Source organism: Streptomyces sp. NBC_01224 (assembly GCF_036002945.1).
In the GTDB taxonomy this organism is placed as follows: Bacteria; Actinomycetota; Actinomycetes; order Streptomycetales; family Streptomycetaceae; genus Streptomyces.
The window spans coordinates 4984888-5008146 of record NZ_CP108529.1; the positions used below are offsets into that span (position 1 = coordinate 4984888).

The 23259-nt window shown below is 69.1% G+C and carries 20 protein-coding genes and 1 tRNA gene; 9 read left to right on the top strand and 12 right to left on the bottom strand.

The window, feature by feature from the left end; translation table 11 throughout:
* Nucleotides 1–282 precede the first annotated feature (282 nt).
* Both OG609_RS22280 and OG609_RS22285 read right to left on the bottom strand, forming a co-directional pair.
* Nucleotides 283–356: transfer RNA gene (locus OG609_RS22280), tRNA-Pro, on the bottom strand.
* 101 nt (nucleotides 357–457) lie between these two features.
* Nucleotides 458–1396 carry a metallophosphoesterase gene (locus OG609_RS22285; RefSeq protein ID WP_327274429.1) on the bottom strand — a complete coding sequence of 313 codons (939 nt, stop codon included), beginning with the start codon at nucleotides 1394–1396 and terminating at the stop codon, nucleotides 458–460.
* Between the two features lie 79 nt (nucleotides 1397–1475).
* Between OG609_RS22285 and OG609_RS22290 the strand changes: the two genes are divergently transcribed.
* Entirely contained in the window at nucleotides 1476–1940 is a 465-nt protein-coding gene (locus OG609_RS22290) for a GatB/YqeY domain-containing protein (protein WP_327274430.1), read from the top strand.
* 96 nt (nucleotides 1941–2036) lie between these two features.
* On the opposite strand, the gene OG609_RS22295 is transcribed toward OG609_RS22290, so the two are convergent.
* Nucleotides 2037–4280, bottom strand: coding sequence for a transglycosylase domain-containing protein (locus tag OG609_RS22295; RefSeq protein WP_327274431.1), 2244 nt, complete (start codon nucleotides 4278–4280; stop codon nucleotides 2037–2039).
* 386 nt (nucleotides 4281–4666) lie between these two features.
* On the opposite strand from OG609_RS22295, the gene OG609_RS22300 reads away from it, so the two are divergent.
* Nucleotides 4667–5017 carry a WhiB family transcriptional regulator gene (locus tag OG609_RS22300; RefSeq protein ID WP_176740522.1) on the top strand — a complete coding sequence of 117 codons (351 nt, stop codon included), beginning with the start codon at nucleotides 4667–4669 and terminating at the stop codon, nucleotides 5015–5017.
* Between the two features lie 13 nt (nucleotides 5018–5030).
* On the opposite strand, the gene OG609_RS22305 is transcribed toward OG609_RS22300, so the two are convergent.
* Nucleotides 5031–6410 (bottom strand): ArsA family ATPase, encoded by a 1380-nt coding sequence (locus OG609_RS22305; RefSeq protein ID WP_327274432.1) that lies wholly within the window; start codon nucleotides 6408–6410, stop codon nucleotides 5031–5033.
* The gene (locus tag OG609_RS22310) at nucleotides 6407–7393 is read right to left on the bottom strand and encodes an ArsA family ATPase (protein WP_327274433.1); all 987 of its coding nucleotides are present in this window, start codon (nucleotides 7391–7393) and stop codon (nucleotides 6407–6409) included. The genes OG609_RS22305 and OG609_RS22310 overlap by 4 nt, the downstream gene beginning before the upstream one ends.
* 71 nt (nucleotides 7394–7464) lie before the next feature.
* Here OG609_RS22310 and OG609_RS22315 point away from each other — a divergent pair, with 71 nt between their 5' ends.
* The 4 genes from OG609_RS22315 (at nucleotide 7465) to OG609_RS22330 (ending at nucleotide 10088) form a co-directional block, all read left to right on the top strand.
* Complete coding sequence (locus tag OG609_RS22315) at nucleotides 7465–7623, top strand: DUF4177 domain-containing protein (RefSeq protein WP_003967454.1); 159 nt, start codon at nucleotides 7465–7467, stop codon at nucleotides 7621–7623.
* Nucleotides 7623–8093, top strand: a complete 471-nt coding sequence (locus OG609_RS22320) for a RidA family protein (RefSeq protein ID WP_114245273.1) — start codon at nucleotides 7623–7625, stop codon at nucleotides 8091–8093. The genes OG609_RS22315 and OG609_RS22320 overlap by 1 nt, the downstream gene beginning before the upstream one ends.
* A gap of 259 nt (nucleotides 8094–8352) precedes the next feature.
* Entirely contained in the window at nucleotides 8353–9261 is a 909-nt protein-coding gene (locus tag OG609_RS22325) for an NUDIX hydrolase (protein WP_327274434.1), read from the top strand.
* Entirely contained in the window at nucleotides 9258–10088 is an 831-nt protein-coding gene (locus OG609_RS22330; RefSeq protein WP_327274435.1) for an MBL fold metallo-hydrolase, read from the top strand. The genes OG609_RS22325 and OG609_RS22330 overlap by 4 nt, the downstream gene beginning before the upstream one ends.
* 86 nt (nucleotides 10089–10174) lie before the next feature.
* On the opposite strand, the gene OG609_RS22335 is transcribed toward OG609_RS22330, so the two are convergent.
* Nucleotides 10175–10849, bottom strand: a complete 675-nt coding sequence (locus OG609_RS22335; protein WP_014046869.1) for a Crp/Fnr family transcriptional regulator — start codon at nucleotides 10847–10849, stop codon at nucleotides 10175–10177.
* Between the two features lie 253 nt (nucleotides 10850–11102).
* On the opposite strand from OG609_RS22335, the gene nth reads away from it, so the two are divergent.
* From nth to OG609_RS22350, 3 genes are all read left to right on the top strand, one after another.
* Nucleotides 11103–12050 (top strand): endonuclease III, encoded by a 948-nt coding sequence (gene nth, locus OG609_RS22340; protein WP_442817993.1) that lies wholly within the window; start codon nucleotides 11103–11105, stop codon nucleotides 12048–12050.
* A 62-nt stretch (nucleotides 12051–12112) separates the two neighbouring features.
* A complete protein-coding gene (locus OG609_RS22345) occupies nucleotides 12113–12958 on the top strand; it encodes an NUDIX hydrolase (protein ID WP_327274437.1) in 846 nt (281 codons plus the stop codon).
* An 88-nt stretch (nucleotides 12959–13046) separates the two neighbouring features.
* Complete coding sequence (locus OG609_RS22350) at nucleotides 13047–14252, top strand: MarP family serine protease (protein ID WP_327274438.1); 1206 nt, start codon at nucleotides 13047–13049, stop codon at nucleotides 14250–14252.
* 117 nt (nucleotides 14253–14369) lie between these two features.
* Here OG609_RS22350 and OG609_RS22355 read toward each other — a convergent pair whose 3' ends face one another.
* The 6 genes from OG609_RS22355 to OG609_RS22380 form a co-directional block, all read right to left on the bottom strand.
* Complete coding sequence (locus tag OG609_RS22355; RefSeq protein ID WP_229845996.1) at nucleotides 14370–14573, bottom strand: hypothetical protein; 204 nt, start codon at nucleotides 14571–14573, stop codon at nucleotides 14370–14372.
* 106 nt (nucleotides 14574–14679) lie between these two features.
* Nucleotides 14680–15771: an alpha/beta fold hydrolase gene (locus OG609_RS22360; protein ID WP_327274439.1), complete on the bottom strand. Its 1092-nt coding sequence runs from the start codon at nucleotides 15769–15771 to the stop codon at nucleotides 14680–14682.
* Nucleotides 15768–16301 carry a phage holin family protein gene (locus tag OG609_RS22365; RefSeq protein ID WP_327274440.1) on the bottom strand — a complete coding sequence of 178 codons (534 nt, stop codon included), beginning with the start codon at nucleotides 16299–16301 and terminating at the stop codon, nucleotides 15768–15770. Before OG609_RS22365 ends, OG609_RS22360 begins: the two co-directional genes overlap by 4 nt.
* Before the next feature lie 47 nt (nucleotides 16302–16348).
* Nucleotides 16349–17755, bottom strand: a complete 1407-nt coding sequence (gene nhaA / locus OG609_RS22370; protein WP_327274441.1) for a Na+/H+ antiporter NhaA — start codon at nucleotides 17753–17755, stop codon at nucleotides 16349–16351.
* Nucleotides 17756–17973: 218 nt separating this feature from the next.
* Nucleotides 17974–19974 carry an acetate--CoA ligase gene (gene acs, locus OG609_RS22375; protein WP_327274442.1) on the bottom strand — a complete coding sequence of 667 codons (2001 nt, stop codon included), beginning with the start codon at nucleotides 19972–19974 and terminating at the stop codon, nucleotides 17974–17976.
* Nucleotides 19975–20182: 208 nt separating this feature from the next.
* Nucleotides 20183–22978: a bifunctional SulP family inorganic anion transporter/carbonic anhydrase gene (locus OG609_RS22380; protein WP_327274443.1), complete on the bottom strand. Its 2796-nt coding sequence runs from the start codon at nucleotides 22976–22978 to the stop codon at nucleotides 20183–20185.
* Between the last annotated feature and the right edge of the window lie 281 nt (nucleotides 22979–23259).

Below are 23259 nucleotides of genomic sequence, written 5' to 3' on the forward strand. Positions count from 1 at the left end.
CGGCGGGCACGGCAACGCCCGGCTTGCCGTGGCCGCGCCATGACCGAGCCCGGCAGCGCACTGGCCTGCTGGTTTCTGAGTTGTCACTCGACTGTTGACGAACGCGGCAAGTGGCTTCGCGATGGCATACGTACAGCTGCCTTGTAGCGCCCCACTTCGCAGGTGACCGCAGGCTGTCCTCGGGGAGACCACGACCAAGGCCTTCTCCCGAACGATCTCCAGAAACCACTCAGGGGCCTGATCCACTTAGTGGATCAGGCCCCTGACCTGGTCTTACGGCTGTCGGGGTGGCGGGATTTGAACCCACGACCTCTTCGTCCCGAACGAAGCGCGCTGCCAAGCTGCGCTACACCCCGATCGCCGCCGGTATCCCGGCGACATCGATTACTTTAGCCCACCCGCGCCCGCAGACGAAATCCGGTTTATGTGCTGCTGAGGGCGAGGGGGTCATGGGCGCTCAGTCCCGGGGCGTCAGGGTCAGCAGGGTCGCCTCGGGCGGGCAGGCGAAGCGGACCGGGGTGTAGCGGTTGGTGCCGCAGCCTGCGGAGACGTGGAGGTAGGCGCGGTGGTCCTCGACGGAGTGGGTGGAGAGGCCCTTGACCCGGTCCGTGTCCAGATCGCAGTTGGTGACCAGGGCACCGTAGAAGGGGATGCAGAGCTGGCCGCCGTGGGTGTGACCGGCCAGGATCAGGGGGTAACCCTCCGCCGTGAAGGCGTCCAGGGAGCGCAGGTAGGGGGCGTGGACCACGCCGATGGAGAGGTCGGCGCCCGTCTCGGGGCCGCCCGCCACCTCCGCGTAGCGGTCGCGCTTGATGTGTGGGTCGTCCAGGCCGGTGAAGGCGATCTCCAGGCCGTCGATCTTGAGGCGGCCGCGGGTGTTGGACAGGCCCAGCCAGCCCGCCTCGTCGAAGGCGTCGCGCATCGGCTCCCACGGGTTGTGGACGACGCCGACCGCGGGGGCGTTCCCGTTGAGGCCGTGCTTGCCCTGGGCCTTCTCGAAGAGGTAGCGGGCAGGGTTGCGGAGCTTGGGGCCGTAGTAGTCGTTGGAGCCGAAGACGTACACACCCGGGAACTGCATCAGCGGACCGAGCGCGTCGAGCAGCTCGGGTACGGCCTCGGGGTCCGAGAGGTTGTCGCCGGTGTTCACGACGAAGTCCGGGCGCAGGCCGGCCAGCGACTGCAGCCAGGCGCGCTTCTTGCGCTGGCCGCTCACCATGTGGATGTCGGAGACCTGGAGTACGCGCAACGGTCGTGCCCCGTACGGGAGTACGGGGATGGTGACCCGTCGCAGGCGGAACGAGCGGGCCTCGAATCCGGCGGCGTAGGCGAGGCCGACAGCGCCGACCGCTGCGCCGACTGCCGTGACTTTCAGGGGTACTCCGTAGCGTGCGCGCATGCGCCCATCGTCGCAGACACGGTGCGGCGGAGAGAAAACCGGCGGGCGGTGGGCGCCCCGTACCTGCCACAATCAGTACATGACCACGCTCAAGTCCAAGCTCAAGGAAGACCTCACCACGGCCATGAAGGCGCGTGACGAGCTGACCTCGTCCACGCTCCGGCTGACCCTCACCGCCATCACGAAGGAGGAGGTCAGCGGCAAGACGGCGCGCGAGCTCTCCGACGACGAGGTGCAGAAGGTGATCGCCAAGGAGGCGAAGAAGCGCCGCGAGGCGGCCGAGGCCTTCGCCCAGGGCGGCCGGACCGAGCAGGCCGAGCGCGAGAAGGCGGAGGGTGAGCTGCTCGACGCATACCTGCCGAAGCAGCTGAGCGACGACGAGCTGGGGGCGATCGTGGCGTCCGCCGTCGAGGAGGCGAAGGCCGCCGGGGCCGAGGGGCCGCGGGCGATGGGCGCCGTCATGAAGATCGTGAACCCGAAGGTCGCGGGGCTCGCGGACGGCGGCCGGGTGGCCGCCGCGGTGAAGAAGCTCCTGGCGGGCTGAGGTCGCGGGGCGCGCGGACAGGGACGTACGAAGTGGGGCGCCCCGGATCGGGATCGATCCGGGGCGCCCCACCTTCATGTGCGTGAACCGTACGGGTCAGGGACCCTGCGTAGCGCCGTTGGTCTGACCGCCGCGGCCGCCGGTGTTCCCGCCGATCATGCCCGGCGGGATGCTCATGCCGGGGAACGGATTCTTGCCGCCGGGCTTCTTGCCGGGCTTCTTGCCCCCGGGGCCCGGCCTGCCGTGGTCCTCGTCATCGCCGTGCTGCTCCGGCGGGTCCGGGATGTTGACGGTGTTGAAGGCGGGGGCGGGCACTCCATTGAGGGCGCCCGTCATCGCGTCACGCCAGATCGGTCCGGGGACCTGTCCGCCGTACACCTTGTCCTGGTACACGCCGCCGATGGTGATGCGCTCCATCTCGACGCTCTGGGACGGGCTGCCGACCCAGACCGCGCCGGACATGTTCGGCGTGTAGCCGACGAACCAGGCGTTCTTACGGGCGTCGGTCGTACCGGTCTTGCCCGCGTTGTCGCGGCTCTGGAGGCCGGCCTGCTGGCCCGTACCGGAGTCGACCACGCCGCGCAGCAGGGTGTTGATGGTGTCCGCCGTCGTCTGCGACATCGCCTGCGAGCAGCTGGTCTTCGGTACGGGCAGTGAGGTGCCGTCCGCCGTCTTCACCGACTCGATGGCTATCGGTGTGCAGTACGTACCGCGGTTGGCGAAGGCGGCGTAGGCACTGGCCATCGTCAGCGGCGACAGGCCATTGGAACCGAGGGTCAGTGTGGACGGGTTCTGCGGCAGCTTGGTGCCGTCGCCCTGCACCACGCCCAGCTTGTCGGTCATCTTCGAGACCGGACACATGCCGATGTCCTGGAGCATCTGCACGAAGTAGGTGTTGACGGACTTCTCCATCGCCACCTTCAGCGGGTACGGCCCCTTCTCGGACTCGCTCTCGTTCTCCAGGTGATACTTCGGGGTGCCGTCGTTGACCCATGGCTTCCCGCAGGACTGCACCGTGTCCGGGTAGTCCATCTCGTACGGGGAGGGGTAGATCTGCGTGGCCGGCTTGCCGCCCTCTATGGCCGCGGCGGCGAGGAACGGCTTGAACGTCGAACCGGTCGGGAAGCCGTAGTTCGAGCCGCCCATGCTCTTGTTGACCGAGTAGTTGTACTGGGTCTCGTTGGACCCGAAGCCGTACGGCTTGGACTGGCCCATTCCCATGACCTTGCCGGTGCCCGGCTGGACCAGCGTCACGGCCGTCGCGACCTTGTCCGACTTGTAGACGTGGCTCTTGATCGAACTCTGCACCGACTCCTGGGACTGCGGGTCGAGCGTCGTCCGGACTGTCAGACCGCCCCGGTTCCAGATCTTGGCCCGGTCCTCCTTGGTCTTGCCGAAGACCGGGTCGGAGAGAAAGACCTGGCGTACGTAGTCGCAGAAGAAACCGGCTCCGCTGACGGCCGTGATGCAGCCGTTCTGCGGCTTCTTGACCTTCAGCTTGATCGGGTTCGACTTCGCCTTGTCGGCCTCGGCCTGCGAGATGTCCCCGACATCGGCCATGCGCTGGAGCACGGTGTTGCGGCGCTTGGTCGCCTCGGCGGTGTCGTTGACCGGGTCGTAGCGGCTCGGCGACTGCACGATGCCGGCCAGCAGCGCGGACTCCCCCAGCGTCAGGTCCTTCGCGTGCTTGGAGAAGTAGCGCTGCGAGGCGGCCTCGACGCCGTACGCCTGCTGCCCGAAGAAGGTGATGTTCAGGTAGTTCGTCAGGATGCGCTTCTTGCCGAGTTTCTCCTCGACCTGGATCGCGTACTTCAGCTCCTGGATCTTGCGGCCCATGGTCTGCTGAGTGGCCTGCGCGACCTTGTCCGGGTCGTCGCCGGCCTCCTCGACGAAGACGTTCTTCACGTACTGCTGTGTGAGGGTCGAGGCGCCCTGCGCGGTCCCGCCCTCCTGCACATTGCGGTTCAGCGCGCGCAGGATGCCCTTGAGGTCGATCGCCCCGTGCTCGTAGAAGCGGGCGTCCTCGATCGCCACGATCGCCTTCTGCATGTACGGCGAGATGTCCTTCAGCTCGACCACTGTGCGGTCGCGCGAATAGACGGAGGCGATCATTCCGCCCTTGCTGTCCAGGATCGTGGTGCGCTGGCTCAGTGGTGGAGTACGGAGATTGGCCGGGATCTCGTCGAATCCCTCGACCGTCCCCTTGGTGGCGAGACCCAGTGCTCCGGCGGCCGGCAGCGCGATGCCCGCGAGCACAACTCCGGAAAGTGCGGCGACACCGAGGAACTTGGCGGCCTGCTGGGTCGTCGTGAGACCCCCGCCCGAGCGCTTCTTTGGCATGGGGGCAGCCTACGTTCTCATTCGCCGGACACACGTATATGCCTTGGCCTAAGCTGCTCACAACTGTCACAGCAGCCCCGTTGCGTATCAACCCTCGTGCACGATCCGGCCACGAGTTCAGGCACTCCCGAATTCTCCCCCTGTGTCACCGAACGTCCGTTGTGACCCAGGTGAACTGTCGGGATTCCGCCGGGGCGTTCAGGTATGTCCTCGCCTCACTCCCCTGGGTGATCTGCCGTATACGCATAGTCCGTTCGGGCCATTCAAGATTGGGCCCGAAGGGGGTGTTGTGCTGTCGCTGCCTTCCGTAACGTCCTCAACTGGCAGCGGTGAATATGCCGCTACCGCCGTGGGGGAGCCTCGATTCGGGAGAGGACGGCGCCGTGATGGGCTGGGTAACCGACTGGAGTGCGCAGGCAGCCTGCCGCACTACCGATCCGGATGAACTGTTCGTACAAGGGGCAGCGCAGAACAGGGCCAAGGCGGTGTGCACCGGATGCCCGGTGCGGACCGAGTGCCTGGCCGATGCGCTGGACAATCGCGTCGAATTCGGCGTATGGGGCGGAATGACGGAGCGGGAGCGCCGCGCACTGCTGCGCAGGCGGCCCACTGTCACGTCCTGGCGCCGACTGCTGGAGACCGCGCGCAGCGAGTACGAGCAGTCCACGGGCATCCTGCCCGTGGCGATCGGGCTGGACGACGACGAACTGCACGAGAGGTACGCCGCGGTGGGGTAGAGCGGACGGGCGGCTACGCAGCTCCGGCCGGGGTGGAACCGGTCGCGAGCCGGTCCCCGATGGCCCGAAGCCCCGCGAGGTCATGTACGTCACCGGGCAGCGCGGCCACTTGGGTCACGGCGACCTCGGGGTGCAGGGCGGTGAAGCGGTCGCGTGTGCGCTGTTCGCGCGCGACCACCTGCATCCGTTCCGCGTGCAGCCGCAACAGACCTGCGGTCAGCTGCTCGACGGAAGCGGCCTCGGTCACGGTCTCGGTCCTGGCTGCGACTTCGGGAGCCGGTTCGGGATCTGGCTCGCGGTCTTCGAGGTCCTCGTGCTCGGAAGGATCGGGATCGGCAACGGCTTCGGGAGAGGCGACCGACCAGTCGGCCGGGTCACGAAGTCCAGCCTTCCCGGCCGTCTGATCCACAATGCCGACCCCGTCAAGATTTTCTGCGGCCGCAAGTGCGAGCTCGGCAGAGAGCCGGGCGGCGTCGCTGCCATGGACACGGTTGAGCACCATGCCGGCCAGCGGCATGTCCTCCGCGGCCAGCCGTTCCACGAAGTACGCCGCCTCGCGCAGCGCGTCACGCTCCGGTGTCGCGACCACGAGGAACGCCGTACCGGGCGCCTGCAGCAGTTTGTACGTGGCGTCGGCCCGGGTGCGGAAGCCGCCGAACATGGTGTCCATCGCCGCCACGAAGGTCTGTACGTCGCGCAGGAACTGACCGCCGAGCAACTTGCCGAGGGTGCCGGTCATCATCGACATGCCCACGTTGAGGAACTTCATCCCTGCCCGGCCGCCCATCTTCGCCGGGGCCATCAGCAGCTTGATGAACTTTCCGTCCAGGAATGAACCGAGCCGCTTCGGTGCATCCAGGAAGTCCAGCGCGGAGCGCGACGGCGGGGTGTCGACGATGATCAGGTCCCACTCGTTGCGCGCGCGCAGCTGCCCGAGCTTCTCCATCGCCATGTACTCCTGTGTGCCCGCGAAACCGGCAGACAGGGACTGGTAGAAGGGGTTCTCCAGGATCGCGCGGGCCCGCTCGCCGTCCGCGTGCGCCTCGACGATCTCGTCGAAGGTCCGCTTCATGTCGAGCATCATGGCGTGCAGTTCCCCGGCGCCCTCGCCATCGATGCCCGACACCCGGCGCGGGATGTTGTCCAGCGAGTCGATGCCCATGGACTGGGCGAGCCTGCGCGCAGGGTCGATGGTGAGGACGACGACCTTACGGCCGCGCTCGGCCGCCCGTACGCCCAGCGCCGCGGCGGTCGTGGTCTTGCCGACCCCACCCGAACCGCAGCACACGACGATCCGGATGCCGGGGTCGTCGAGCAGTGCGTCGGTGTCCAGCGCGGGTGCGGGTGCGGTGGCTCTGTCTGTGGCCGTGTCCGCGTCCGTGCCCTGTGTCATGTACCCACCCCTTGTCCCACCCCTTCGCCCACGCCCTGCTTGCGGAGTTCGGTCGCCAGGTCGTAGAGCCCGGCCGGGTCCATGCCCTCGCCGATCAGCGGGAGTTCGTACCCCGGCAGCTCCAGGCCCGCGAGCACCTCGCGCTGCTCGCGCTCCAGCTCGACCCGCTGGGCATGCTCGGCCGCCTGCTCGACCAAGGGGCGTACGAGCCCTGCGGAGCCGGTCACGCCCGCCCGGGTCAGCGCCTTGGCGATCTCCTTGCGGCGGCCGCCCGCGGCGGTGCGCAGCGCGTCCTCGTCCAGCAGATGCGGTCGCACCATGTTCACGATGACCCGGCCGACCGGCAGTTCGGCGGCCCGCAGCTCCGCGATGCCGTCCGCGGTCTCCTGGACCGGCATCTCCTCGAGCAGCGTCACCAGATGGACAGCAGTTTCCGGGGACTTCAGCACCCGCATCACGGCCTGCGCCTGATTGTGTATCGGGCCGATCCGGGCCAGCCCCGCCACCTCGTCGTTCACATTGAGGAAGCGGGTGATGCGCCCGGTGGGCGGGGCGTCCATGATCACGTAGTCGTAGATGTACCGGTTCTGCTTGTCCTTGCGGCGTACGGCTTCGCAGGCCTTGCCGGTCAGCAGTACGTCCCGTACACCGGGCGCGATCGTGGTGGCGAAGTCGATCGCTCCGAGCTTCTTGAGCGCCCGGCCCGCGCTGCCGAGCTTGTAGAACATCTGGAGGTAGTCGAGAAGGGCGCGTTCGGCGTCGATCGCGAGGGCGTACACCTCGCCGCCGCCCGGCGCGACGGCGATCTTGCGCTCCTCGTACGGAAGGGGCTCCGTCTCGAAGAGCTGGGCGATGCCCTGCCTGCCCTCGACCTCCACGAGGAGGGTCCGCCTGCCCTCGGTCGCGAGGGCGAGCGCGAGGGCGGCGGCGACCGTGGTCTTACCGGTACCACCCTTGCCGCTGACGACCTGGAACCTGCTCACGTATTCGAGCCTAACCAGTCGGGCCGCGGGCTACGCACGAGGCTGTGCGTGCCAGGCATTACAGTCGGGCCATGACCAAGTGGGAATACGCGACCGTGCCCCTTCTCGTGCACGCGACCAAGCAGATTCTGGACACCTGGGGCGAGGACGGCTGGGAGCTGGTCCAGGTCGTTCCCGGCCCGAACAACCCCGAGCAGCTCGTGGCCTACCTGAAGCGGGAGAAGGCGTAGTGGCGGGCGCCGTCGAGGCGAAGCTCGCCGAGCTCGGGCTGACGCTGCCGGACGTCGTGCCGCCGCTGGCCTCGTACCAGCCGGCCGTGCAGTCGGGGGTGTACGTATACACCTCCGGCCAGCTCCCGATGGTGGACGGCAAGCTCGCCGTCACCGGCAAGGTCGGCGCGGAGGTCACGCCCGACGAGGCCAAGGAACTGGCGAAGACCTGCGCGCTCAACGCGCTGGCCGCCGTGAAGTCCGTCGCGGGCGACCTGGACCGGATCGCACGAGTCGTGAAGGTCGTGGGCTTCGTCGCCTCGGCATCCGACTTCACCGGGCAGCCGGCCGTGATCAACGGCGCCAGTGAGCTGCTGGGGGCGGTCCTCGGCGACAAGGGCGTGCATGCGCGCAGCGCGGTGGGCGTCGCGGTGCTGCCGCTGGACGCGCCGGTGGAGGTCGAGGTCCAGGTCGAGCTGGTCGGGGCCTGAGCCGTAGGTCTGCTGCGGGTGGTCTGTCGGGGCCCGAACCGTGCGTCTGTTGCGGGTCGCAGGCGTCGCTCGCTGCCGTGCACCGCGGTCCTCAGGGCCTGAGCCGTACGCCCGCCGTGGTCCTCGGGCGCTCGCTGCCGTCCGCTGTCGATTCCCTGATCCCGTCCGGTCGTGATGACCGGGCGGGATCATGTGTACGGGGCATGTACGGATCAACGTGCCTCTCGAACATCGTCGCGGTTCCGGATAGCCTCCGGCCATGTCCAATGGTCAGTGGTACCCACCGGAATGGCCCGACCGGATCCGGGCACTCGCCGCAGGCGAGCTGACGGCCGCGACCCCGAAGCGGGCCGCCACCGTGATGCTGCTCCGGGATCCTGCCGCTGACACCGAGGGCGGCCCCGCCGTCCACATGCTGCGCCGCCGCGCATCCATGGCCTTTGCCGGCGGGGCGTACGCCTATCCGGGTGGCGGGGTCGATCCGCGCGATGACGACCGGCTCGTCGGCTGGGCCGGACCCGCGCTGGAGAGCTGGGCCGAGCGGCTCGGCGTCGATACACCGGCCGAGGCGCAGGCCATCGTCTGCGCGGCGGTCCGTGAGACGTACGAGGAGGCGGGTGTTCTCCTCGCCGGCCCGACCGCCGACACGGTCGTCAGCGACACCACCGGCCCCGGCTGGGAGGCCGACCGCGAGGCACTGGTCGCCCGCGAGCTTTCCTTCGCCGAGTTCCTGGACCGGCGGGGTCTGGTGCTGCGCTCCGATCTGCTGGGTGCCTGGGCGCGCTGGATCACCCCCGAGTTCGAACCGCGCCGCTACGACACCTGGTTCTTCGTCGCCGTGCTCCCCGAGGGCCAGCGCACCCGCAACGCCTCCACAGAGGCCGACCGCACGGTGTGGACAGCGCCCGGAGAGGCCGCCGACGGGTACGACAGGGGCGAGCTGCTGATGATGCCGCCGACCGTGTCGACGCTGCGGACGCTCAGACCGTACGGGACAGCCGCCGAGGCCCTGAAGGCGGCGGATTCCCAGGACCTCACCCCCGTACTGGCACAGGCGCGGCTGGAGGGTGACGAGTTGGTGCTGAGCTGGCCGGGACACGACGAGTTCACCAAGCACATCCCGAGCGGGCCGACAGGTGCAGGTGGCGCGGGAGGTGAAGCTGTATGAGCGACGCGGCCGCGCTGCCCGGCCAGCCACGCGGCGGGGTGCTGTCCGGCCCCGCCACCGCCCGTACCGTCAACGTCCTCGCCCCCAACGCCTCGGCGATGACGCTGGACGGCACCAACACCTGGATCGTCGCCGAGCCCGACTCCGACCTGGCGGTCGTCATCGACCCGGGCCCGCTGGACGACACACATCTGCGGGCCGTCATCGACACCGCCGAGCGGGCGGGCCGCCGGATCGCGCTCACCCTGCTCACTCACGGGCACCCGGACCATGCGGAGGGCGCGGCGCGCTTTGCCGAGCTGACCCGTACCGAGGTGCGCGCCCTGGACCCGGTGCTGCGCCTCGGCGGCGAGGGCCTGACCGCGGGCGATGTGATCACCACCGGGGGCCTGGAGCTGCACGTCGTGCCGACCCCCGGGCACACCGCGGACTCGCTCTCCTTCCATCTGCCCGCCGACCGGGCGGTGCTGACGGGGGACACGATCCTCGGACGCGGCACCACGGTCGTCGCGCATCCGGACGGGCGGCTCGGCGACTACCTCGACTCGCTGCGGAGGCTGCGTTCGCTGACAGTCGACGACGGCGTGCACACGGTGCTGCCGGGGCACGGCCCGGTGCTGGAGGACGCGCAGGGCGCGGTCGAGTTCTACCTCGCACACCGCGCGCACCGGCTGGCCCAGGTGGAGACGGCGGTCGAGGCCGGACACCGGACGGCATCGGAGGTGGTGGCGCAGGTGTACGCGGACGTGGACCGGTCCCTGTGGCCCGCGGCGGAACTCTCGGTTCTGGCGCAGTTGGAGTACTTGAGCGAGCACGGGCTGATCTAGGACGGAACGGATATGCGCAAGGCCCCGCCGTGCGGCAGGGCCTTGCGTACGGAGACGGCGTGCGGTCGGGGCCGACCGGCGGGCGGCTAGCGGGACCGCTTGGCCAGGCGCTCCACGTCCAGCAGGATCACGGCGCGCGCCTCCAGGCGCAGCCAGCCGCGTCCGGCGAAGTCGGCGAGCGCCTTGTTGACCGTCTCGCGGGAGGCGCCGACCAGCTGGGCCAGCTCTTCCTGGGTCAGGTCGTGGACGACATGGATGCCTTCCTCGGACTGGACGCCGAAACGGCGCGACAGGTCGAGGAGGGCGCGGGCGACACGGCCCGGTACGTCCGAGAAGACCAGATCGGACATCTGGTCGTTGGTCTTGCGCAGCCGGCGGGCGACGGCGCGCAGCAGGGCCGTGGCCACCTCGGGGCGGGCGTTCAGCCAGGGCTGGAGGTCGCCGTGACCGAGGCCGAGGAGCTTGACCTCGGTCAGCGCGGTCGCGGTGGCCGTGCGCGGGCCCGGGTCGAAGAGCGACAGCTCACCGATCAGCTCGCCGGGGCCGAGGACCGCCAGCATGTTCTCGCGCCCGTCGGGGGAGGTGCGGTGGAGCTTCACCTTGCCCTCGGTGACCACATAGAGGCGGTCGCCCGGGTCGCCCTCGTGGAAGAGCGCGTCGCCGCGTGCGAGGGTCACCTCACTCATCGAGGCGCGGAGCTCCGCGGCCTGCTCATCATCGAGCGCCGCGAAAAGCGGGGCGCGCCGCAGAACGTCGTCCACGAGTTCTCTCCTTGTCGGCCTGTTCAGGGAACCGTGGTCCCCATCATGCCGGACGGTAAAACAGTGCGATCAATCACAAACCAGTTTGACGCACGGGCGTGCCGAACCGTGAGGCAGGGGGCCGATCGGGGGTGGATACGCGGCGACCGGGGCGGATGTCAGCGCGTGGCTCTAGGCTGGCCGAGTGTCCAAATCGCCGGTGAGAGCGCAGGCCAAGGGGGCTGATGGGGTGTCGGAAGGCCGTGATTCAGCTGTGGGCGAACAGGCTGCGAGTCGCCCGACAAAAGCGACAAAACGCCCTGTGGGTGAGCAGGTCCCGAGGGGTGGAGCGAAGACCGCAGCGAAGCCCGCGTCGAAGTCCGCCGCACGGGCCGCAGCCAAGTCCACCGCGGAACCCGCGGAACCCGCGGAACCCGGAGCAAAGCCCGGTGCGAAACCGGAATCGCATCTGGCGATGGTCCGCCGTGCCCGCAGGATCAACCGTGAGCTCGCCGAGCTCTACCCGTATGCCCACCCCGAGCTGGACTTCAGGAGCCCCTTCGAGCTTCTCGTCGCCACGGTCCTCTCCGCCCAGACCACCGATCTGAGGGTCAACCAGACCACCCCCGCTCTCTTCGCCGCCTACCCCACCCCCGAGGACATGGCCGCGGCCGTCCCGGAGGAATTGGAAGAGCTCATTCGGCCGACCGGCTTCTTCCGGGCCAAGACCAAGTCGCTGATAGGCCTCTCCGTGGCTCTCAGGGACAGGTTCGGCGGCGAGGTGCCGGGCCGGCTCGCCGATCTCGTCACGCTTCCGGGTGTCGGCCGCAAGACTGCCAATGTCGTGCTCGGGAATGCCTTCGGCGTACCGGGCATCACGGTCGACACCCATTTCGGGCGCCTGGTCCGCCGCTGGAAGTGGACGGAGCAGGAGGACCCGGAGAAGGTCGAGGCCGAGATCGCCGCGATCTTCCCCAAGAGCGAGTGGACGATGCTCTCGCACCGCGTCGTCTTCCACGGCCGCCGCATCTGCCATGCCCGCAAGCCCGCCTGCGGCGCCTGTCCGATCGCCCCGCTCTGCCCGGCGTACGGGGAGGGCGAGACCGACCCGGAGAAGGCCAGAAAGCTGCTGAAGTACGAGATGGGCGGTCAGCCCGGGCAGCGGCTGAGCCCGCCGGCGGACTACCCGGGCAAGCCCGCGCCGGCGCTGGGGGCCGACTGACGCCCGGCGCTCGCTCCGGAACGAAATGCGTGATGACAGGCGTTGTGAGACGAGGGGTGCCTATGAAGACGCACGAACAGAGCACGCAGAGCACGCACGAACAGAGCACGCACGAACAGAGTGCGGAAGCGGCAGCCGCGCCCGCGGCGGTCAGCCCCGCTGGGGTCAATCCGGCGGCCGTGAGCCCCGCGGCGGCGGTCGCAGCGGCCGCGGCCACCGCGGCGGGCGCAGGCCACGACGGAGCCATCACCGTCACGACCGAGGGCCTGCCGGACTGGCTCGACCCCGTGGCCCGTGCCGCGCGGACGATCGAGCCGGACCAGCTCAGCCGCTTCCTGCCGCCGGAGAGCGGCGCCGGGCGGCAGTCCGCCGTACTCGTACTGTTCGGGGAGGGGGAGCGCGGTCCCGAGCTGCTCCTCATGGAGCGATCCGGAAGCCTGCGTTCCCACGCTGGGCAGCCTTCCTTCCCCGGCGGCGCCCTGGACCCGGAGGACGGCGACCAAGCCACTACAGGGCCGCTCAGGGCCGCTCTGCGGGAGGCCCGGGAGGAGACCGGCCTCGATCCGCGCGGAGTGCAGCTCTTCGGAGTGCTGCCCCGGCTCTACATCCCCGTGAGCGGCTTCGTCGTGACACCGGTCCTCGGCTGGTGGCGGTCACCGAGCCCGGTCGGCGTCGTCGATCCGGGTGAGACAGCCCGGGTCTTCACCGTCCCCGTGGCGGATCTCACGGACCCGGCCAATCGCGCGACCACGGTCCATCCGAGCGGTCACCGAGGCCCGGCATTTCTGGTCGAATCCGCCTTGGTCTGGGGTTTCACGGCCGGAGTGATCGACCGGATTCTGCACTTCGCGGGCTGGGAGCGCCCGTGGGACACCGCCAAGCAGGTGCCGCTCGACTGGCGCGCATGACAGGCTGACTCCCGTGCTGCGCTGTCCGGCCCTGCCCGGACCCAGTCGAAGGAACAGGCCCGGTGACGAATCTGCGAGGCTATAGACGGTGAACGTGCTGGACATCCTGTTGCTGGCCGGCGCCGTGTGGTTCGCGGTCATCGGCTATCGCCAGGGGTTCGTCGTCGGCATCCTGTCGGTGATCGGGTTCCTGGGCGGCGGTCTTGTAGCCGTCTATCTGCTGCCGGTCCTGTGGGACCAGCTGACGAACGGCTCCGAAGTCTCATCGACGGCAGCCATCGTCGCCGTCGTCATCGTGATCGTCTGCGCCTCGGTGGGCCAGGCGTTCACCACCCATCTCGGAAACAAGCTCCGCCGGTACATCACGTGGTCGCCCGCGCGCGCTCTCGATGCCACCGGCGGCGCCCTGGTCAATGTGGTCGCGATGCTGCTGGTCGCCTGGCTGATCGGCTCCGCACTGGCCGGTACCTCACTGCCTACGCTGGGCAAGGAGGTCCGCAGCTCGTCGGTCCTGCTCGGCGTCTCCCGGGTGATGCCGACCCAGGCCTCCACCTGGTTCACGGACTTCTCCTCGGTCCTCGCGCAGAACGGCTTCCCGCAGGTCTTCAGCCCCTTCGTCAACGAGCCGATCACCGAGGTCCGGGCCCCGGACCCGGCGCTGGTCGGCAGCCCCGTGGCAGCCGTCGCCAAGAAGTCCATCGTCAAGGTCGTCGGTACGGCCCCGAGCTGCGGCAAGGTCCTCGAAGGCACCGGTTTTGTCTTCTCCGACCGCAGGGTGATGACCAACGCCCATGTCGTCGGCGGCGTCGACGAGCCGACCGTCCAGATCGGCGGCCAGGGCCGGCTGTACGACGCGAAGGTCGTCCTCTACGACTGGCAGCGCGACATCGCCGTACTCGACGTACCGGACCTCGTCGCGAAGCCGCTGAAGTTCACCGACACCGATCACGACGCCGACACCGGGAACAGCGCCATCGTCGCGGGCTTCCCGGAGAACGGCTCGTACGACGTACGGGCCGCGCGCGTCCGGGGCCGTATCGACGCCGACGGACCGGACATCTACCACCGGGGCACTGTCCGCCGCGATGTGTACTCGCTCTTCGCGACCGTCCGTCAGGGCAACTCCGGCGGACCGCTGCTGACCCCCGACGGCAAGGTGTACGGAGTCGTCTTCGCGAAGTCGCTCGACGACCCCGACACCGGCTATGCGCTGACGGCCGACGAGATCCGCCAGGACATCGCGCAGGGCCGCACCGCCAACCAGCAGGTCGACAGCCAGGCGTGCGCCCTCTAGAGCCTCTCCGGCCCTGATCCGCCGGACAGGCCCTGGGCGTGCTGCCCCGCGGCAGCCGGGAGAGTCGTGGAAGTCCCGCCCGGCCGGTGAACGCTCACCGTCCGGCCGGGGCGGACATCATCCGCGTGGATGGCGCAGCCGCGCCGAGACCCAGCGGGCCCGACGGCGCAGAATGCGCGGAATACCGAGCCGGGGATCATGCAGAACATGCATATCGTGCACCCGGCCCTGGGGGCCGCCCCCCTCATGAGTGCTCGGACTCGCCGTGGCGGTCGAGCGACGGTTGCGTGCTGCGTCACCGAAGTCGTGCGTCCAGCCCATACCTCGACGTCTGCCCGTGCCTCATGGTCGGTAACCGCCCATCCGCCAGCCAATTGGCCTATGCGCCGGGCAATTGGCTGTTCGTCGGACAACTGTGCCCGTACGGCTACCGGTCGGGCTCGGGATCCTTGAGCCAGTTGATGAGTTCGACCGAGAACCCGTCCGGATCCTCCTCGTGGGGGAAGTGCCCCAGACCGTCGAAAAGTCGCCAACGGTACGGCGCTTCGACGTACTCGCCGGACCCCGCCGCGCTCCGCGTACGGATCGCCGGATCGAGTGAACCGTGAAGGTGCAGTGTGGGTACCCGCACCGGCCGCTTCATGCGCCGGTTGAACTGGATTCCGTCCGGACGGGCCAGGGAGCGCACCATCCATCGGTACGGCTCGATCGAGCAGTGCGCCGTCGACGGGATGCACATCGCGCGCCGGTAGACGTCGATCGCCGCATCGCCGGGGAACTCAGGGGTCCGGGGGCCCGCCCAGTCACGGATCAGCCGGCCCACCAACGCCGCGTCGTCCGCGACGAGCTGACGCTCCGGCACCCACGGGCGCTGGAAGCCCCAGATGTACGAGCCCGCGCGGGACTGCGCGAAGTCGGAGAGCATCGAGGAACGCCAGCGGCGCGGATGCGGCATCGAGGAGACCACGAGGCGGCGCACCAGCTTCGGCCGCATCACCGCGGCCGTCCAGGCGAGGTAGCCACCCATGTCGTGGCCGACCAGGGCGGCGTCCGGTTCGCCGAGCGAGCGGATCACGCCGGTGATGTCGAGCGCCAGGTTGGCGGGGTCGTAACCCCGGGGCGTACGGTCACTGCCGCCGACCCCGCGCAGATCCATCGCCACGGCCCGGAAACCGGCGTCGGCCAGTGCGGTGAGCTGATGGCGCCAGGTCCACCAGAACTGCGGGAAGCCGTGCAGCAGCAGCACCAGCGGCCCCTCGCCGAGCTCAGCGATGTGGAAGCGGGCGCCGTTGGCCGCCACGTCCCGGTGGGTCCACGGCCCGTCGAGCCGTACCGGCCCGCCGGAGCCGGCCGGGCCGGGGGAACTCGGCAGGCCGGAGGGGCCCGAGGGGCCTGAGCGGCCGGTCGAGCCCGAGGAGCCGTCCGGGCCCGCCTGACCGTTCGGGCTTACCCGGCCTTCCGGGCCTGCCTGACCTTCCGGGCCTACTGGGCCGGATGCACTGGAATCGGGGACCGTCATGTGGACGAGCGTGCCACAGCGGACGCCTTGTCCTGGACCGAAGACTTCTCCAGGGCCTTGTCCGCCGGCCGGCTGCCCACGGCGGCCGGACGGCTCGCCCCCGCCGTGACAGCGGGCCGCGGGTGCGGCTTGACGCCCTGCAGTACGGCCGCCGTCTGCTTGGCCGAAGCGATGGACTTCTCCGGCGGCTTCACCTTCTTGAACTTGGCGAAGGCGAACAGCGCGAGCAACACACCCAGCACGATGAAGGCGGCGCCCACGATCGCGAACGACACGGCGAGGCCGAGCCCCAGGTAGTGGATTCCGTACGCCGCCGCGAAGCTCAACACCGGGATCGCGAACAGAACCAGCACGCCCGCGATGATGAACGCCACGCTCCCGGTCACGCCACGCTTGACGTCCTGCCGCACTTCGGCCTTGGCCAGGGCGATCTCGTCGTGCACCAGTGCGGACATCTCGGCCGTCGCCGCGGCGACCAGCTGCCCGAGACTGCGGTCGGCACTGCCCGCGTTGTTGCCGGGGTCGCTCATCCCTGACTCCCTCTCCTGCTCTCCTGCTCAACACATCTGGTGTCAGATCATGCCGGACTGTCCGGCTTGCTGCTCGCTGCCCCCGCCAGTTGGGCAAGGCGGCGGTGCTCGGCCGCCTTCTTCTCGTAGATCGCGGCCATCCGCAGGTGGTACTCCGGGTCGTCCTGCTCGTAGACGTCGGGCACGCCGTCCTCGTCCTCGTCGAGCTCCTCCGCCTCGTACAGCGTCCGGTATCTGCGTACCCGGAGTTTGAGCAGTGCACCGGAGAGTACGGCGGCTGTCAGCGAGCCGAGCAGCACGGCGGCCTTGATTTCGTTGATCATGTCCTCGTCGCCGACGAAGGCCAGTTCACCGATGAGCAGCGAGACGGTGAAGCCGATCCCGGCGAGCGAGGCGACCGCGAAGACATCCGCCCAGGCCAGGTCCTTGTTCAGCTCCGCCTTCGTGAAGCGGGTGGCCAGCCATGTACCGCCGAAGATGCCTACTGTCTTGCCGACGACGAGCCCCAGGACGACACCGAGCGTCTCGGGCCGCGTGAAGACGCCCGCCAGCGCGCCGCCGGAGAGGGAGACACCTGCTGAGAAGAGGGCGAACAGCGGCACGGCGATACCGGCCGACAGCGGGCGGATCAGGTGCTCGATGTGCTCGCCGGGGGAGTGGGTCTCGCCGTCCCGCCGGGTGCAGCGGAGCATCAGGCCCATGGCGACACCGGCAATGGTGGCGTGGATGCCGCTGTTGTACATCAGGCCCCAGATGACCAGGGCGAGCGGTACGTAGATGTACCAGCCGCGCACATTCCTGCGCAGCAGCAGATAGAAGACGGCGAGGCCGATGAAGGCGCCGGTCAGCGCCATGAAGTTGATCTGCTCGGTGAAGAAGACCGCGATGATCAGGATCGCGAAGAGGTCGTCGACGACGGCGAGCGTCAGCAGGAAGGCGCGCAGCGCGTTCGGCAGCGAGGTGCCGATGACCGCGAGGACGGCGAGCGCGAAGGCGATATCGGTGGCGGTGGGGACGGCCCAGCCGTGCGTGGAACCCCCGCCGGTCACGGCCACGAGTGTGTAGACGACGGCCGGAACCGCCATTCCGCACAGTGCGGCGACGACCGGGAGGGCGGCCGCCCTGGGGTCGCGCAGTTCGCCCGCGACCAGTTCCCGCTTGAGTTCGACGCCCGCAACGAAGAAGAAGATCGCTAGCAGCCCGTCCGCCGCCCAGTGCTCCACGGAGAGGTTGAGGCCAAGTGACCCGGGACCGAAGTGGAAGTCGCTGACAGCCGCGTAACCGGAACCGAAGGTGTTCGCCCACACCAGGGCGGCTATTGCGGCGACCAGCAGGATGACTCCGCCGACGGTCTCGGTGCGCAGGGCATCCGCGAGGTAGTTCCGCTCGGGGAGGGACAGGCGCGCCAGAAAAGTGCGGCGGGAGGAAGGGGGCGTGGAGGTGGGCGTGGCCACGAGTGAGGACCTCCGGGTCGGTACGGCAGCGATGGCATGGCTGATGCACTCGCCGACCAGACTTCCCGGCACACCCTGTGGAGATTTCTTATTGCTTTGTTGACGCGGCTGCCACTGTACCCGGGGTGCGCGGGGCGGTACGAAGTGATCTTCACCTTAAACGCCCGAGGGGCACCCGGCGCGTTGCCGGATGCCCCTCGGGGACGTACTCGCCTCGGTCAGTCCTCGGATGAGGAGGAGGACGGCAGCTGGGTCTGGATGAGGTCCATCACTGAGGAGTCGGTGAGCGTCGTGACATCGCCCAGCTCGCGGTTCTCGGCGACGTCACGCAGCAGACGCCGCATGATCTTGCCGGAGCGGGTCTTCGGCAGTTCGGCGACCGGCAGGATCCGCTTCGGCTTGGCGATCGGGCCGAGGGTGGCGCCGACGTGGTTGCGCAGCTCGGCAACGAGCTCGTCCGAGGCGGCAGCCGAACCGCGCAGTATCACGAAGGCGACGATGGCCTGGCCGGTCGTCTCGTCGGCGGCGCCGACCACGGCAGCCTCGGCGACCGAGGGGTGCGATACGAGCGCCGACTCGACCTCGGTGGTCGAGATGTTGTGCCCGGACACGAGCATCACGTCGTCGACCCGGCCGAGCAGCCAGATGTCGCCGTCCTCGTCCTTCTTGGCGCCGTCGCCCGCGAAGTACTTGCCCTCGAAGCGCGACCAGTACGTGTCGATGAAGCGCTGGTCGTCGCCCCAGATGGTGCGGAGCATCGACGGCCACGGCTCGGTGAGGACGAGATAGCCGCCCCCGCCGTTCGGAACCTCGTTGGCCTCGTCGTCGACGACCGTGGCGGAGATACCGGGCAGGGCGCGCTGGGCGCTTCCCGGCTTGGTCTCCGTGACGCCCGGCAACGGCGAAATCATCATGGCGCCGGTCTCGGTCTGCCACCAGGTGTCCACGATCGGGCACTTGTCGGCGCCGATGTGCTTGCGGTACCACATCCACGCCTCGGGGTTGATCGGCTCACCGACCGAACCGAGGACACGAAGACTGCTCAGGTCGAACTTGGCGGGGATGTCGTCACCCCACTTCATGAACGTACGGATCGCGGTCGGCGCGGTGTACAGGATCGTGACGCCGTACTTCTGCACGATCTCCCAGAAACGCCCCTGGTGCGGGGAGTCGGGCGTGCCCTCGTACATGACCTGCGTCGCGCCGTTGGCCAGCGGGCCGTAGACGATGTACGAGTGGCCGGTCACCCAGCCGATGTCGGCGGTGCACCAGAAGACATCGGTCTCCGGCTTGAGGTCGAAGACCGCGTTGTGGGTGTACGCGGCCTGCGTGAGGTAGCCACCGGAGGTGTGCAGGATGCCCTTCGGCTTACCCGTCGTGCCGGAGGTGTAGAGGATGAAGAGCGGCTGCTCCGCCTCGAACGCCTCGGGGGTGTGCTCGGCGGACTGCCGACCGGTGATCTCGTGCCACCAGACGTCGCGGCCCTCGGTCCACGCGGTGTCCTGGCCGGTGCGCCGTACCACAAGGACATGCTCGATGCTGTCGAAACGGGAGACGGCGTCGTCCACGGCGGGCTTGAGTGCGGACGGCTTGCCGCGGCGGTAGCCACCGTCGGCGGTGATGACGACCTTGGCGTCCGCGTCCTGGATACGGGCGGCGATGGCGTCGGCGGAGAAGCCGCCGAAGACCACAGAGTGCGCCGCGCCGATGCGGGCACAGGCCAGCATCGCGATGGCAGCCTCGGGGATCATCGGCAGATAGACGGCGACCCGGTCGCCCTTACGGACACCGAGCTCGGTGAGGGCGTTCGCTGCGCGGGAGACCTCGTCCTTCAGGTCGGCGTAGGTGATGGCGCGGCTGTCGCCGGGCTCACCCTCGAAGTGGATGGCGACCCGGTCGCCATGGCCGGCCTCGACATGGCGGTCCACGCAGTTGTACGCGACGTTGAGCTTGCCGTCCGCGAACCACTTCGCGAAGGGCGGGTTGCTCCAGTCGAGCGTCTCGGTCGGCTCTGTGGCCCAGGTCAGGCGACGGGCCTGCTCGGCCCAGAAGCCCAGCCGGTCCGCCTCGGCCTGCTCGTACGCCTCCGCTTTGACGTTGGCATTGGCGGCCAGATCGGCAGGCGGTGCAAACCGCCGCTCCTCCTTGAGCAGATTGGCCAGGCTTTCGTTGCTCACGACATCTCCCATTCCCAGGGTGTCCGTTGTGTCCCGGGGCATAGCTCATCAGGCCAAAGGCCGGGTGACAAGTGTCTGCCCGGAATTGGTTTAGACCTGTGTCTCGTGTATGGAGACACGGTCCCGCCTCCACGTGCGGTCCGGTGCGGCGAGGCGCGGTGCACCACAGTGCGGAACACAGCGACACGGAGCGTATGGAGCGACACGGAGGCGGGACCACAAGGTCTCACGGACCGGGGGCGAATGTGGTTCAGACGCCGGTACGTTCCAACTCGCCGGAGCCGGCTGGATCACCCGGGGCGGCAGGCCCGGGGGTGTCGGCGTCGCCGGGGGAGCGGGAGTCGGCCAGCACGTGGGAACCGGCCAGGGCATGGGAATCGGCCAGGGTGCGGGAATCGGAGGAGGCGTGTGCGTCGCCAGGGTCCACGCGGTTGAATACCTCGTCGAGCGCGAGCCCGGCGCTCGCGCCCTCGGCCAGCAGATAGGCCTGCGCCTCGCCCACATGGAAGTACATCCCGTGCAGTTGGAGCGTGCCCTCGGCGAGCCGCCGCGCCACCGGTCCATGGGCCCGCAGATGGTCCAACTGCTGGACCACATTGGTGAGGCAGAGCTGCTCCACCGCATCGGCCGGAAGACGGCCGGAGATCCGGGCCCAGGCATGATGCCGGGACGCCATCCGCTCCAGGCTCGGCAGCCCATGCCTCAGCCAGCGCCACAGGGACGTCGGCGGAGTGTCCGGGCCCGGTTTGGAGCCGAGCAGAGCCTGCATCGCGCCGCAGCCGGAGTGTCCGCAGACGGTGATGGAATCCACCTTCAGCACATCCACTGCGTACTCGATCGCGGCGCCCACCGAGTCGTCACTCGACTCGGCGTCCGGCGGGGGTACCAGATTGCCGATGTTTCGTACGGTGAACAGGTCACCCGGGCCGCTCGCCGTGATCATGCTGGTGACCAGGCGGGAGTCGGCGCAGGTGATGAAGAGCTGGGAGGGGCGTTGACCCTCGCGGGCCAACCGGGCCAGCTCCTCGCGCACCAGCGGAGCGGTGTTCCGCTGGAACGAACTCAGGCCGCTGAACAGGCGGTTGCCGCCGGTCCGGCGCGGGGCGGCGGTGGGTGAGTCGGCGGGGCCGGGGGTGCTGTGGGCTCCGGGGGCGTTGTGGGGCGTGTGGTGCTCGGGGGAGCGGTCCTCGACGGAACCGGATCCGGAGTCGCTGGCGGGGCCCGTGCCTAGGCGGGCGTGGTGGGTCTCGGGCGTCTGGCCTGGCCGGTCGTGGCAGTGATGGTTGCGCCACGGCGTCCAGGGGCGGCAACAGGAATGCGCCGCCGAGGCGGGCTCGGCGATCCGTCCGCCGGACCTGCCGGTGAAGACGACCCGGCCGCCGTGGGCCGTCTGGGCAATGCTCCAGTCCTGGATCGTCTCGTACGCCGCATGGTCCATGAAAAAGCCATCCAGCTCGACGACGGCATCCCCGTCCTGGGGCAGCCGGGCGAGCGCCCGACTGAGCCGGGGCACCGCGAGAAACGTCAACTGACCCTGTACGACCACCAGATGCTGACCGCCCTGTTCGGTCACTGTGATCCTGGTCCGGGCCAGCCGGTGCAGGGCGACGGCCACCGCCACCGCGATGCCAATCACTACACCCTTGAGCACACCGAAGAGGAGCACGCCGGTGATCGTCGCCCCGTACACCAGGAATTCCCGGTGCTTATGGACATTGCGGATGTGGGCGAAACTCACCATCTGGATGCCGACCATCATGACCAGCGCGGCGAGCGCGGCCAGTGGGATCTGCTCCAGGGCGGTGACCAGCAGCCCTGCGGCGAGCACCACCCAGACGCCGTGCAGCACGGTGGAGGCGCGGCCCGTTGCTCCGGCCCGCACATTCGCCGAACTGCGCACCGCACCGCCGGACACCGCCAGCCCGCCGACAAGCCCGGACAGGGTGTTGGCGATGCCCTGGGCACGCAGCTCACGGTCGAGATCAGAGCGTCTGACGGGCGGGTCCGGCGGGTCCGGCGGGGGCGAAGAGGACGGGCCCGGGCCCTGGGCCGAGGCTGAAACCGAAACCGAAACCGAAACCGAAACCGAAGCCGGATCCGAGGCCGAGGACGACGTCAAGTCGGCTTTGGATCGGGCGGCCGCTTGCCCGCCGGCACGGTCGGCCGACAGCTTGTCCACGGCGACCGCGGCGAGCAACGACTCCAGACTGGCCACCAACATCACTGTTAACACAGCGGTGGCCAGAGCGAGTGCCGGGCCGTGCGGCATCTCCGGCAGTGCGTGCGAGCGCCAGGACGGCAGATCGACCCGGGCGATTCCGGGCGCCGTGATCGCGGCCACCGCCGTCGCGGTCACCACCGCAGCGAGGGCTGCCGGAATCCGCCGTACCACTCGGCCGATGCGCCCCGGAATCCGCGGCCACAGGATCAGGACGGCGATGGTCAGCACGCCGATCAGCGGGGCGGCCGGACTCACCCGCCCCAACTGGTCCGGAAGGGCGAGGGCGTTGGCGACGGCTGAACTCTGAGGCGAGCCGCCGAGCACGATTTGCAGCTGGGCGAGTGCGATGGCCACGCCGATGCCGGCGAGGGTGCCGTGCACGATGGCGGGGCTGACGGCGAGGGCGCTGCGCGCCGCCCGCAACGAGCCCAGCAGGATCTGCAGAAGTCCCGCGCCGATGGTGATCGCGCAGGTGGTGCGCCAGCCGTAGATCTGAATCAACTCGGCTGTGACCACGGTCAGTCCGGCGGACGGGCCGCTGACCTGGAGGGGTGTGCCGCCGAGCAGTCCAGCGACGATTCCGCCGATCGCGGCGGAGATGAGGCCGGCCTCCAGCGGGGCATCCATGGCGACGGCGAGGCCGAGCGACATAGGGACGGCGAGCAGGAAGACCGTGATCGATGAGGACAGGTCAGCGCCCGCGATGCGGAATCGTCCGCGGCGCGGCGGCGGTGGCGGGCTGTGCGGTCGTTTGATTCCCGAGGCGCGGGGTGGGCGCGAACTGCGGGATGTGCGGTCATGACGAGTGGGGACGCAAGCGGACATTTTCCCGTCTCCTCCGGGGCAGCGCGGTCGCGGAACGTGGGGGACGCGGCCGTGGGTCACGGCGTGCAGCGGCGGGATTTCTCAACTCTCAGTAAATAGATCGTAATGGAGAGTAAAGATCTCTGTCCATGCTTGCGATCAAATGGCTCATTCAATCACCCGTTCAAGTGAATAAGCCGCTTTTCATTCGGCTTGTCATACTAATTCCGCCATAGCTGCGTGTGACCTTTGACCTCGCCGCGTCTGCGCTTCAACGCAAATTTCCCGCAAGGAAGAGGGTG